The sequence below is a fragment of the Amycolatopsis sp. NPDC003676 genome, assembly GCF_053587275.1.
This window is the reverse complement of record NZ_JBSFNS010000028.1, coordinates 1-11,937: the sequence shown is the minus strand read 5'-3', so window position 1 is coordinate 11,937 and position 11,937 is coordinate 1. Positions and strand designations below refer to the sequence as shown.

The 11,937-nt window shown below is 69.0% G+C and carries 10 protein-coding genes; 3 read left to right on the top strand and 7 right to left on the bottom strand.

The genetic code is table 11. The features are described from left to right. Positions 1-7: 7 nt before the first annotated feature. From ACWDNU_RS18690 to ACWDNU_RS18675, 4 genes are read right to left on the bottom strand one after another with little or no spacing between them, the layout of a single operon-like run. Positions 8-1,111, bottom strand: a complete 1,104-nt coding sequence (locus ACWDNU_RS18690) for an acyl-CoA dehydrogenase family protein (RefSeq protein ID WP_449669775.1) — start codon at positions 1,109-1,111, stop codon at positions 8-10. A 1-nt stretch (position 1,112) separates the two neighbouring features. Next, entirely contained in the window at positions 1,113-2,312 is a 1,200-nt protein-coding gene (locus ACWDNU_RS18685; protein ID WP_449669774.1) for an acyl-CoA dehydrogenase family protein, read from the bottom strand. A gap of 22 nt (positions 2,313-2,334) precedes the next feature. After that, positions 2,335-4,419 carry an acyl-CoA dehydrogenase family protein gene (locus ACWDNU_RS18680; RefSeq protein ID WP_449669773.1) on the bottom strand — a complete coding sequence of 695 codons (2,085 nt, stop codon included), beginning with the start codon at positions 4,417-4,419 and terminating at the stop codon, positions 2,335-2,337. Positions 4,420-4,422: 3 nt separating this feature from the next. Next, the gene (locus ACWDNU_RS18675) at positions 4,423-5,559 is read right to left on the bottom strand and encodes a steroid 3-ketoacyl-CoA thiolase (protein ID WP_449669772.1); all 1,137 of its coding nucleotides are present in this window, start codon (positions 5,557-5,559) and stop codon (positions 4,423-4,425) included. A 284-nt stretch (positions 5,560-5,843) separates the two neighbouring features. On the opposite strand from ACWDNU_RS18675, the gene ACWDNU_RS18670 reads away from it, so the two are divergent. Further along, positions 5,844-6,764 carry a 3-oxoacyl-ACP reductase gene (locus tag ACWDNU_RS18670; protein ID WP_449669771.1) on the top strand — a complete coding sequence of 307 codons (921 nt, stop codon included), beginning with the start codon at positions 5,844-5,846 and terminating at the stop codon, positions 6,762-6,764. A 39-nt stretch (positions 6,765-6,803) separates the two neighbouring features. Here the strand turns inward: ACWDNU_RS18670 and ACWDNU_RS18665 are convergent, their stop codons facing one another. Genes ACWDNU_RS18665 through ACWDNU_RS18655 form a run of 3 tightly spaced genes read right to left on the bottom strand, consistent with a single transcriptional unit; the run spans position 6,804 to position 9,408 of the window. Further along, positions 6,804-7,706, bottom strand: coding sequence for an NAD-dependent epimerase/dehydratase family protein (locus ACWDNU_RS18665; RefSeq protein WP_449669770.1), 903 nt, complete (start codon positions 7,704-7,706; stop codon positions 6,804-6,806). A gap of 11 nt (positions 7,707-7,717) precedes the next feature. Then, positions 7,718-8,503 (bottom strand): MaoC/PaaZ C-terminal domain-containing protein, encoded by a 786-nt coding sequence (locus ACWDNU_RS18660; RefSeq protein WP_449669769.1) that lies wholly within the window; start codon positions 8,501-8,503, stop codon positions 7,718-7,720. After that, positions 8,500-9,408, bottom strand: a complete 909-nt coding sequence (locus tag ACWDNU_RS18655; RefSeq protein ID WP_370936067.1) for an SDR family oxidoreductase — start codon at positions 9,406-9,408, stop codon at positions 8,500-8,502. The genes ACWDNU_RS18660 and ACWDNU_RS18655 overlap by 4 nt, the downstream gene beginning before the upstream one ends. 91 nt (positions 9,409-9,499) lie before the next feature. On the opposite strand from ACWDNU_RS18655, the gene ACWDNU_RS18650 reads away from it, so the two are divergent. Further along, positions 9,500-10,258, top strand: coding sequence for an enoyl-CoA hydratase family protein (locus tag ACWDNU_RS18650; RefSeq protein ID WP_449669768.1), 759 nt, complete (start codon positions 9,500-9,502; stop codon positions 10,256-10,258). A gap of 13 nt (positions 10,259-10,271) precedes the next feature. Then, entirely contained in the window at positions 10,272-11,330 is a 1,059-nt protein-coding gene (locus ACWDNU_RS18645; protein ID WP_449669767.1) for an NAD(P)H-dependent flavin oxidoreductase, read from the top strand. Positions 11,331-11,937: the final 607 nt, after the last annotated feature.

Here is an 11,937-nt window from a genome sequence, read left to right as displayed (position 1 = left end):
GAGTCTCCTAGGCCGGGGCGCCGATCGGGGGTGCGGACGGGAGCCGGTCCCCGAGTTCGGCGGCGAGCGCGTCGGCGGTGCCGAGGGTGAAGGCGACCTGGCGGCCCCAGAGGAAGTAGCGGTGGATCGGATAGTCGACGTCCGCGCCGATGCCGCCGTGCAGGTGCTGGGTCGCGTGCACTACCCGCAGTCCCCCGCGCGACGCCCACCACTTAGCGACCAGCGCGGCGATTTCCGCTTCGTCCTCGCGGCCTTCGTCCAGCAGCCAGGCAGCGCGTTGAGTGCAGACGCGGATCGCCTCGGTGTCGAGATAGGCATCAGCTGCCCGCACGGCGACAGCTTGATTTGTCGACAGTGGACGTCCGAATTGGACTCGCTCCGAGGTGTACTTCGCGGTGGTCGCCAACGCCTGGGCACACACGCCGACGCTGACCGCCGCCAGCGCGACCCGGAGTCGGCGAAGCGTCCACTGCAGAGCGTCTTCGCCGGAGACCAGGATGTCCTGTGCAGTGACCCTTGCTTTGCTGAAGACGATTGACGCGTGGCTTTCCCGGCTGGTGACTTCGACCGGAGTAACACTGAGGTTTACCGTCGAGACGAGTACTAAGTGGACTTGATCCTCTTCCTTGACCGGCACCAAGACCAGGTCGGCCTGCGCACCGGCGGGAACCGACGCGACTTCGCCGGTGAGTTCGAGTTCGTCGCCGCGCCGGGTCGCGGTGACCGAAACTGTGTCGTCGAACGCACCGACCAGCAGCGTCGAACCGTCCAGCACGCGCGGCAGGATCCGGTTCCGCTGATCCTCGGAGCCGAACTGGGCAACCGGCAGCACACCGCCCGCGATCACGTTCCACAAAGGAACCGGCGCGACGTGCCTGCCCGCTTCTTCGAGCAGCACCGCCAAGCCGGACATCCCCAGCCCGGCCCCACCGTCCCTTTCGGAGAGACAGATCCCGAGGAGGTCCGCTTCGGCGAGCACTCGCCAGAGGTCGGCGTCGAAGCCGCCCTGCTTCTCGACGGCCACCACCCGGTCGATGCTCGCGCGGTCGGCGAAGATCTTGGCGGCCAGCTCGCGGACCGCGCCCAGATCGTCGTTGAGGTCGAAATCCATGTCAGCTCCTGGCCTTTTCCGGACGACGGCGTGCGGACAGCGTCATGCCGAGGGTTTTCGCGGCGACGATCTCGCGCAGCACCTCGTTGGTACCGCCGCCGAACGTGTTGTTCTGCGCACGCCGGGCGAGCGTCTCGACGCGTCCGTTGACCGCCGCGCCGGGCGAGTCGGGCCGCAGCAGGCCGCGAGCGCCGAGCACTTCCTGGAGCCTGCTGTACACGGTCACCACCGCTTCGGTGCCGAACACCTTGGCGGCAGCGGAATCCCCGCCGCCGAGGGTGCCCGCGGCGACGTCCGCGACCAGCCGCAGGTTGATCAGGTCAGTGGCGCTGAGCAGCGCGTACACCTCGGCCAGCGTGTGCCGGACCCACGGCAGGTCGTACACCGTTCCCGGACCGAACGGTTCCTCCTGTGCCCACTTGAGTACCGCGTCGTACATCTGGTTCGCGATGCCGCCGCGCGCGGCGAGGGCGACGCGCTCGTGGTTGAGCTGGCTGGTGATGAGCCGCCAGCCGTTGTTGAGTTCGCCGACCACATTGGACAGTGGAATCCGGACGTCTTCATAGTACGTCGCCGAGGTACTGATCCCGCCCACCGTATGGATTTCGGTGGCGGAGAAGCCCGGGGTGTCGGTCGGTACGAGCACGACGGAGATGCCGCGATGCGGGGGCGCTTCCGGATCGGTCCGGACTGCCAGCCAGATCCAGTCGGCGAAGATGCCGGCGCTGGTGAAGATCTTGCTGCCGTTGATGACGAGCTCGTCGCCGTCGATCTTCGCCCGCGTCTGCAGCGACGCCAGGTCGGTGCCCGCGCCGGGTTCGGTGTAGCCGATGGCGAACATCAGCTCGCCGCGCAGGATCGGCGGGAGGAAGAACTTCTTCTGTTCTTCGGTGCCGTGATGCATCAATGCCGGCGCGACGGTGTTCAACGTGACCAGCGACAGCGGAGCCCCGGCGCGCAAGACCTCGTCGTAGAACACGAAAAGCGCTTCCGGGTCCTCGCCGCGGCCGCCGTATTCCTCCGGCCAGCCGAGGCCGAGCCAGCCGTCCGCGCCCATCCGGCGCAGGATCCGGTCGAACACCGGGCCGCCCTCGGTCTGCTCGACCAGCGCGCGGCGGTCGTCCTCGTCGATGATGCGGGCGAAGTACTCGCGCAACTGCGCGCGGAGCCTTCGCGAGCGCTCCGACAGCTCCGGATGCATGCGTTTTCTCCTATTAGTCGGGTCAGCGGGGCAAGCCGAGGACGCGTTGAGCAATGACATTGAGCTGGATTTCGACCGTGCCGCCGCCGAACAACACAGCGGGCAAGCCGAGATGGTCGATGACGTGCCCGTCCTCCGCGCTCGACGAAGCGGGGCCGAGCAGGGCGATCACCTCGCGCGAACCCTCCTGCTGGGCGAGCGCGCTGAACACCTTCTGCACGCTGACCTCGGCCCCGAGATCCATCCCCGCGAGTCGCGCCAGCACGCTGCGGAGGCCGAGCGTGGCGAGCGTCAGTTCCCGCGACACGCAGCGGCCGAACGCTGCCAATGCGTCGGAATCATCCGGATTGTCGCGGAGCAACTGGCGGATCCGGTCCGACGAACCGTGCGCGAGCGTCGCGCCCATGTTGTGCCGTTCGTTGGCGAGCGTGGTGGTGGCGAGCCGCCAGCCGCTGTTCGGTTCGCCGACGAGATCGCGGTCCGGGACGAAGACGTCGTCCAGAAAGACCTCGTTGAACTCCGCGCGTCCGGTGGCCTGCCTGATCGGCCGAATAGTGACGCCTTCCGCAGCCAGGTCGACGAGGAAGTACGAGATGCCCCGGTGCCGTGGTGCGTCCGGGTCGGTCCGGGCGAGGCAGACGCCCCAGTGCGCTTCGTGGGCCAGCGACGTCCAGACCTTCTGGCCGGAGATCCGCCAGCCACCGTCCACTTTGGTCGCGCGGGTGCTGAGCGAGGCGAGGTCGGAACCCGCGCCCGGTTCGCTGAACAGCTGGCACCAGCGGATCTCACCGCGCAGAGTCGGCAGGACGAACCGGTCGCGCTGTTCCGGAGTGCCGTGCACGAGCAGGGTCGGCAACACCCATTCGCCGATCACCGTGGTGGGCTGGGGAATTCCGCGACGGTCGAACTCCTCGGCGATGACGGCTTGTTCGAGCGGTCCGGCGTCCAGTCCGTACGGCTTCGGGTAGTGCGGTGCGGCGAGACCTGCGTCGGCGAGCAACCGGACGGACGGCTCGGCTTGGTCGAGGACGGACGCGACCTGGCTGCGCAGTTCGGGGCAGTCTTGTGGGGTGGCGAGGGTCAGGTCGCGAGTCGTGGTCTGGGCGCGCTCGCCGAGGGTGCGGGCGGCTGAGCGGCCGAGGGAGCCGGACAGCGCGACGGCACGTCGCCAGTACAGGTGCGCGTCGTGTTCCCAGGTGAAGCCGATCGCGCCGAGGAGACGGACGCAGCTGACAGACGCATCCACTGCGGCAGGGAGCGCGGCGTGTCTGGCCTGCGCGGCCGAAAGTGCTTGCTGCGCGAGGGAATGCTGCTCGGCGCGAGCCGCGTCCCAGGCGGCGGCCGTCGCGATCTCCCGTTGCAGAAGGATGCCTGCGGCTTGATGTTGGACCGCTTGGAACGAGCCGATCGGACGGCCGAACTGGACGCGGGTACGGACGTGGTCGACGGCGCAGTCCAGGGCCCAGCTGCACAGTCCTGCTGCCTCCGCCGCCGCTGGGACCGCGAGGGCCAGCTCGGCGCGTTCCGGCTGGATCTCAATGAGGTTGTCGTGAGATACCAGGAAGTTCTCCAGCTTGAGCCGGGCTGCGGATCTGGTCAGATCAACGGCTTCGACGGGGATCAGCTGGCCGGGCTCCGGCCGGAACACGAACCAGATCCGTTCAGCGCGGACCACGGCGATCTCCGCGTCCGCGAGCCCGAGCGCCGGGCTGCTGGTGCCGTTGATCCGCCAGCCGTCGGCGGTGCTCGCAGCGCTGAGGCCGTCGAGCACAACAGCGCCGGTCGCGCCTCCGGCGAACGCGGCAAGCTCTTCCGTCGGCTCGGCCGCGGCGAGGACAGCACTGGCGGTGACGGTCGGCAGGAACGGACCAGGCACCAGGTGACGGCCGAATTGTTCAGCCACCACGGCGAGTTCGAGCAGGCCAGCGCCTTGGCCGCCCACGGATTCCGGCAGGTGCGGGGAGTGCCAGCCTTGTTCGGTCACTACCTTCCAGAGGCCCGGCCGCCCGGGTTCGGCGCGGGTCTCGGCGATCGGCGCGTGCCGGGCGGCCCACCCGGCGGCGGAGGCGGCCAGGTCGCGGTGTTCCTCGGACAGGGCAATCGGCATGGTTCAGATCCGTTCGACGAGCACGCAGCTGGTGGCGGCCGCGGCGCAGATCGCGATCATCGCGAGGCTGGCGTCGCGGCGTTCGAGTTCCTCGACAGCCGTCGCGAGGAGGCGGATTCCGGTCGCGCCCGCCGGGTGGCCGAGCGCGATCGCGCCGCCGAGGACGTTGAGCTTGTCCTCCGGGACGCCGTGCGCTTGCGCAAAAGACAGCGGGACGGCGGCGAAGGCCTCGTTGACCTCGAAAAGATCGATGTCGCCGATCGTCAGGCCGGTGCGATCGAGAAGTTTTCGCGCCGCGGCGACCGGCCCGTCGAGGAGGTACTCGAGGTCGCCGCCGATGACGCACTGTGCGAGTAGCCGCGCTCGTGGGCGGAGACCGAGTTCGTCGGCGCGGCTTCGGGACAGGAACAGCGCGGCGCTCGCACCGTCGGAGACCTGGGACGAGGTGCCCGCGGTGTGCAGGCCGTCCGGGACGGTGGTGCGGAGTCCGGCGAGCGCTTCCGTCGAGGTTTCGCGGAGCCCCTGGTCGCGGGTGATCGGTTGACCGTCCGGCAGTTCCAGCGGGAGGACTTGGCGGTCGAAAAGCCCGGCGTCCCAAGCCTTTCGCGCGTTGTGCTGGGACCGGAGTCCGAACGCGTCGAGGTCCGTCCGAGTCAGTCCGCGCTTCCGGGCGATGCGATCCGCCGCGGTGTACTGGTCGGGGGTGTTGAGATGCCAGTCGGCGGGCCTCGGCGTACCAGCGCCGGTCCCCTGCTTCGGGGTGAGCGGCACGCGCGACATCAGCTCGACGCCGCACGCGACTCCCGCGTCGACGGTCCCGTTCGCGATCTGCCCGGCGAGCAGGAAGGACGCCTGCATCGACGTACTGCACTGGGCGTCGATGGTGGTGGCACCGGTCGCGGTCGGGAGGCCGCCGTAGAGCCAGGCGGTGCGGACGACGTGGCCGTACTGCTCGCCCAGCGGCGTGACGCAGCCGCCGATCACCTGGTCGACCGCGTGCGGGTCGAGACCGGTGCGGCCGAGGACGCCCTGCTGGACGCGGCTGAGCAACTGGACGGCGTGCAGGGCGGAAACCCAGCCGTCGCGTTTGCCGAACGGCGTGCGGACCGCGTCAACGAGGACTGGCGTCGTGTCTTTCAAGCCCGGATCTCCTTCTCGCGGGGAAGGCCGGACCGGCCCCTTGGTCGTCGAGGTAATCGAGCAAGCGTTTGGTTGGAGGTTAGCTTCGGCCCGGTGGGCGGGACAAGCGCGCGTACTGGTGAGCGGGAGTGGCCAGCCCGCGTGCGACGTCGAAGAGTCGCCCGGTCAGCCTGCGGCACTTCTCCCCCGCCGCGAGCCGCCGATGCCACTCACCGGGAGCAGCCGCACGTCACCGGCCCGCGATCGGCACCATGACGGCATCCCTTCCCGGCATTGGAGGCCCCGTGTCCCACCCCAGCACCGCCCTGTCCGGCCGCACCGCCATCGTCACCGGGGCCGGCGCCGGACTCGGCCGGGCCGAAGCGCTCGCGCTCGCCGCGGAGGGGGCGAACGTCGTCGTCAACGATGTGAGCGACGCCGGGGACAAGGTCGTCGCCGAAATCGAAGCGAGCGGCGGCCGGGCGCTGGCCGTTCCGGGCGACATCGGCGACTGGCAGTACGCCGAAGACCTCGTCACCGCCGCGACTGATCACTTCGGGTCACTCGACATCGTCGTCAACAACGCCGGCATCACCCGCGACGCGATGCTCTTCAACCTCGACGAGAAGGCCTGGGACGACGTCATCCGCGTCCACCTCAAGGGCCACGCGGCACTGTCCCGCGCGGCGGCGCGGCACTGGCGGCAGCTCAGCAAAAGCACTGGTGAGCCCACCTATGGACGCCTGATCAACACGTCGTCGGAAGCATTCCTCCTCGGCGGCGCGGGACAGCCGAACTACGCGGCGGCGAAGGCGGGGATCGCCGCGCTGACGTTGTCCTGCGCGCGAGGCTTGAGCCGCTACGGCGTCCGCGCGAACGCGATCTGCCCGCGCGCCCGGACGGCGATGACCGACGGAATCTTCGCCGCGGGACGCAGCGCGGGCGGATTAGACATCCTCGCGCCGGAACGGGTCGCGGCATTCGTCGCGTACCTCGGCTCCCCGGCGGCGGACGCGGTGAACGGACAGGTGTTCGTGGTGTACGGAGACATGGTCGCGCTGCTCGCCCCGCCGACGGTCGAGCATCGGTTCGTCTCCGAGCAGGGCGCGTTCGACCCGGCTGAGCTGGAGCGAACTGTCACGCCTTACTTCGCTGGGCGCGACCCGCAGAAAACGTTTGCGGCCAGCGACATCGTGCGACTCGACGACACCGAGACAACCTCGTGAGTGGCGATCCCGGTTAGAACCGTGATCGCCACTCACGACTCACCGCACCGCCGCAGCCATCTCCTCCAGCATCGGCCGCACATCCCGACGGCGATACCCCAGCAGCTCCGTCTCACGGGCGTCCGGTTCGTACGAGATCGTCGCGCCGCGACCGGGAACCAGCACCCGGGCCGGCAAAAACGGGTGCTCCTCGTCGCGTTCTTCCAGCGTCCGGCCGGAGCCGGAGACGTCGAAAACCAGCTGGAAGTAGTCCCGGAAGCTGAGGTTTTCGTCCCCGACCAGGTACGCCGCGCCGGATTCGCCGCGCAGCAGCGCACCCTCGACGGCCTCGGCCAGGCTCCGCACGGACAGGTAGTTCGTGCCGCCGACCGGCGCGAAGTCCGGCACCTTCCCGACTAACTCCCCATCAGCCCAGGCCAGCATTTTCGCGAACTGCCGCGTCGACCGGCCGGGGGCCATTCCGACGATCGACGGCGGGTTCAGCGTGCACACCGCGAAGCCGTCCCCGGCGAGGGCGCGCGCTCCTTCGTCGGCCAGGCGGCGGGCGTCGACGTACGGGTTCGTTTCCGCGAGATCCGGCCGGATCTGGTGGTAATAGCTGCCGATCTGGACGAATCGGCCGACGCCCGCCCGTTTCGCGCGTGCGGCGATCGCGGTCACGCCGTCGATTTGGTACGTCCGCCAGAATTCCTCGTCGCCCCAGCCGGATACATGCCGGATGTCTTGTCCGGCGGCGAAAACGACAGCATCGAACGGGGCCAGTGCGGCCTCGTCGAAACCGTCGTGGGCGTAGTCGCCCAGCAGCACCGGCAGGCCCGCGACCAGGGAATCGGCGTCGGGTTCGTGTCGTCCGGCGACCGTCACGGAATGACCGGCACCGCTCAAATGTGCGGCGGTGTTCGAGCCGATCATGCCGGTGCCGCCGATGACCAAGACCTTCATGCGCAATTCCTCTATCCGAAGTGGACGCGTCCGCCGTCGACGACCGGGCCGCGTTCCGATGTGATCCGCAGGCCGCCGTCGGACCAGCCTTCTACCTGCAGTTGCTCGCCAGGGAACACCGGTGCGGCGAAGCGGCCTTCCAGGGACGTCAGGTCCGCTGGGTGTGCGCCGACCTGGCGGGCCGCGACCAAAGCGCCCGCGCCGAGGGTCGCCAAACCGTGCAGGATCGGGCGCGGCTGGCCGATTCCCGCTGCTGCCGCGGGGTCGACGTGGATGTGGTGCCGGTCCCCCAGCAGCCGGTAGAGCAAGGCCTGATTGTCCGTAGTGGACAGTGGCGCAGTCCAATCCGGACTGTCCAAAGCAGGCGGACGGCCGGGGCCGCGTTCGCCGCCGAAACCGCCGATGCCGGGACAGAACAACGACCAGGTCGCGACGAAGTAGTCCGATTCGACGGCAACGTCATAAACCGCCGCACTGCCTTTGTCCCATACCTCCGGAACGCGGGCCTGCATGGAAATCTCCCCCGCGTGCGGCAGCGGCTTCAAGACTTCCAGCCGTTGCGAACCATGCACCGCGTTGCCGACCTCGAACGCTCCGGCCGAGCCGAGGACGTCCGGAGCCCATTGGGCTAGTGTCAGCGCGAAAGGCGGCAGCACCCGAAGCCGGTCCTCGAAGACCAAGTCGAGTTCGTCCGGCCGGGCGCCGATGGCGAGCGCGTAGAGGATCGGGTCGCGGTCGGTGTAGGCGACGGCGCGCTCGCCGAGGACCCGGCCTTTCCAGTCCGCGGGGCTGCTCACTGTGCCCCGTAAACCGGTTCGGGCGCGGGCGCTTCCTTCAGCAGTTCGCGCACGGCCGGACCAGCTTCAGCGGCGGTCCAGCGCCGATCCAGTTCGCGGGACGGGCCGTGGCTCCAGCCGTTCTCCAGGCAGATCCGGCCGCCTTCGACCTCGATCACGCGGCCGGTGACGTCCGCGGCGTCCTCGCTGGCGAGCCAAGCGACGATCGGCGACACGTTGCCCGGGTGCATCGCGTCGAACCCGTCGTCCGGCGCGGCCATCTGGGCGGCGAACGGACCCTCGGTCATCCGGGTGCGCGCGGCCGGGGCCAGCGCGTTCACGGTGATGCCGTACCGGCCGAGTTCCGCGGCTCCGACCAGGGTCAACGCGGCGATCCCGGCCTTGGCGGCGCTGTAGCTGCCCTGGCCGATGCTGCCCTGCAGCCCCGCACCGGAGGTGGTGTTGATGATCCGCGCCGCCCGCGTACGCCCGGCTTTCGCCTCCGCGCGCCAGTAGCCCGCGGCGTGGTGCATCAGCGCGAAATGCCCCTTCAGGTGGACCGCGACGACCGCGTCCCACTCCTGTTCGCTGGTGGTCACGATCATCCGGTCGCGCACGAAGCCGGCGTTGTTGACGACGATGTCCAGCCCGCCGAACGTATCGACCGCCTGCCGCACCAACGCTTCCGTCGCCGCGAAGTTCGCGACGTCGGCACCGTTGGCCACCGCTTCGCCGCCCAGCGCACGGATCGCCTCGACCACCTCACCGGCCGGACCGTCGGACGCCCCCTCGCCCGCACCCGACGTGCCGAGGTCGTTCACCACGACGCGCGCGCCCTGGCGGGCGAGTTCCAGTGCGTGCTCGCGGCCGAGTCCGCGGCCGGCCCCGGTCACGATCGCGACCCGGCCCTCCAAGATCCCGCTCACATCATCTCCGTTCGTCTTCGGCAGGCGAGGCGGTTCCCCGTAAACCAAGCAAGTGTTAGGCTACCAAGCAATCGCTAGGTTAGGAACGCACGTGACGATTTCCACGCAGCTCCACGACAACGGCACCTTCGTGGTCACCATGGACTACCCGCCGGTGAACGCCCTGCCGGTCGCCGGATGGTTCCGCCTCGCCGAAACCGTGCGGGAGGCGGGCGAGGACCCGGCGGTGCACGTCGTCCTGCTCCGCGCCGAGGGCCGCGGCTTCAACGCCGGCGTCGACATCAAGGAAATGCAGCGCACCACCGGTTTCGACGCCCTGGTCGGCGCGAACCGCGGCTGTTACCTGGCATTCAAGGCGATCTACGAATGCGCCGTGCCGGTGATCGCCGCGGTGAACGGCTTCTGCCTCGGCGGCGGCGTCGGGCTGGTCGGCAACTGCGACACGATCATCGCCGCCGACGACGCGTACTTCGGCGTCCCCGAGGTAGACCGCGGTGCCCTCGGCGCGGCGACCCACCTCGCCCGCCTGGTCCCGCAGCACCTGATGCGCACGCTGTACTTCACCAGCCGCACTATCGCGGCGAAAGACCTGGTACAGCACGGTTCGGTACTGGAAACCGTGCCAGCCGCCGACCTGCACGACGCCGCACTCGCCCTGGCCGCCGAGGTGGCCGAGAAGGACCCGCGCGTCATCCGGGCCGCGAAAGCCGCACTGAACGGCATCGACCCGATCGACGTCAACCGCAGCTACCGTTACGAACAGGGCTACACCTTCGAACTCAACCTCATCGGAGCCGCCGACGAACACCGCGACGCCTTCGTCGCCACCGGCCGCCCGACGAACGACTGACTCGAGGAGACCCGTGCCTCTCCGCACCCCGCTCACCGAGCTGACCGGCGTAACCCACCCGATCGTGCAAACCGGCATGGGCTGGGTCGCCGGCCCACGGCTGGTGTCCGCGACCGCCAACGCCGGTGCCCTGGGCATCCTCGCCTCCGCGACGATGACCTACGACGAGCTCGACCACGCCATCAAAGAAGTCAAACAGCGCACGGACAAACCCTTCGGCGTCAACCTGCGCGCCGACGCGGGCGATGCCACCGAACGCGCGGAACTGCTGATACAGCACGGCGTCAAAGTGGCATCTTTCGCCCTGGCCCCGAAAAAAGACCTGATCGCCCGGTTGAAGGACCACGGCCTGGTCGTCATGCCCACCGTCGGCGCCGCCCGCCACGCCGAAAAGGTCGCCTCGTGGGGCGCAGACCTGGTAATGATGCAAGGCGGCGAAGGCGGCGGCCACACCGGCCCGACTGCCACCACCCTGCTGCTGCCATCCGTACTGGACGCAGTTGACATCCCAGTAGTCGCCGCCGGAGGCTTCTTCGACGGCCGCGGCCTAGCCGCCGCGCTGTCCTATGGTGCGGCTGGCATCGGCATGGGCACGCGCTTCCTGCTCACCAGCGACAGCGCGGTTCCGGACGAAATCAAGCGCACGTACCTGGGCTTCGGCCTGGACGGCACCGTCGTCACCACCAAGGCCGACGGCATGCCGCACCGCCTGCTGCGCACGCCGTTCATCGAGGGCCTCACGAAGGAAGGCTTCGTCCAGCGAATGGCCCGAACCCTGCGCCGGACCAAGGATTTCAAGCGGTTGAGCGGGCAATCCTGGCCGAGCTTGGTCGCCGATGGCCTGCGCATGAAACGCGGCAGCGACCGTTCGTGGACGCAGACGATGCTGGCCGCGAACACCCCCATGCTGCTCAAGGCCGGTCTGGTGGAAGGCGACACGCGCGCCGGGATGCTGGCGGCCGGGCAGGTGGTCGGGGTGATCGAGGACCTGCCGAGTTGCGCGGAACTGGTGACTCGGATTGTGGAGAGCGCACAGGAACGACTGAAGGCCACCGCCGCGCTGGCGGACTGAGCCGAAGTACGTGAGGGGAACCCTGAGGAACTCTGATTCCCTCAGGGTTCCCCTCACGACCCGCCGCGCGCCGCGCAGGCCGCTCACCCCCGCACGGACAGCCGAGTGGCCCGCTGGCCCTTGGCTCCCCGCACGGACAGCCGTTGGTCGTGAGGGGCCCCTTCACGGACTTAGATTCCAATGCCAGGGACTTAAGCCGGGCGGCCTCAGCCTGCCGACCATCCATAAAGGACACTCGGTTCGGTGAAATGCCCGATTAATGCCAGGATGATCGTTTCTTCAAGTCTGTGAGGGACTCCTTGAGGGAATCTGATTCCCTCAAGGAGCCCTTCACAGCCCTCCCGCTCGCCGCCGCGATGCGCGTCCCAATGTGGCATTCGGTGCATCCCACGCACCCAATGTGGCATTCGTAGCGAAACATGCACCCAACGCCACATTGGGGCGCTAGCCCCCGCCCCTAACGAACCGCAGCCGATGCACCCGACTAAGGCACCCACACCCCCCGCACCCCGATACGAAGCCAAAAACACGGCGCGGGGGTGCTTGGACAAGGGCTACGTGTCCGGTTACTTCGTGACCGACCCGGAGCGCCAGGAAGCCGAGCTGG

Bases quoted from the DNA above. Each gene is read 5' to 3' on its own strand.
- ACWDNU_RS18690 (WP_449669775.1), bottom strand. From the start codon at position 1,111: ATGGATTTCGACCTCAACGACGATCTGGGCGCGGTCCGCGAGCTGGCC.
- ACWDNU_RS18685 (WP_449669774.1), bottom strand. From the start codon at position 2,312: ATGCATCCGGAGCTGTCGGAGCGCTCGCGAAGGCTCCGCGCGCAGTTG.
- ACWDNU_RS18680 (WP_449669773.1), bottom strand. From the start codon at position 4,419: ATGCCGATTGCCCTGTCCGAGGAACACCGCGACCTGGCCGCCTCCGCC.
- ACWDNU_RS18665 (WP_449669770.1), bottom strand. From the start codon at position 7,706: ATGAAGGTCTTGGTCATCGGCGGCACCGGCATGATCGGCTCGAACACC.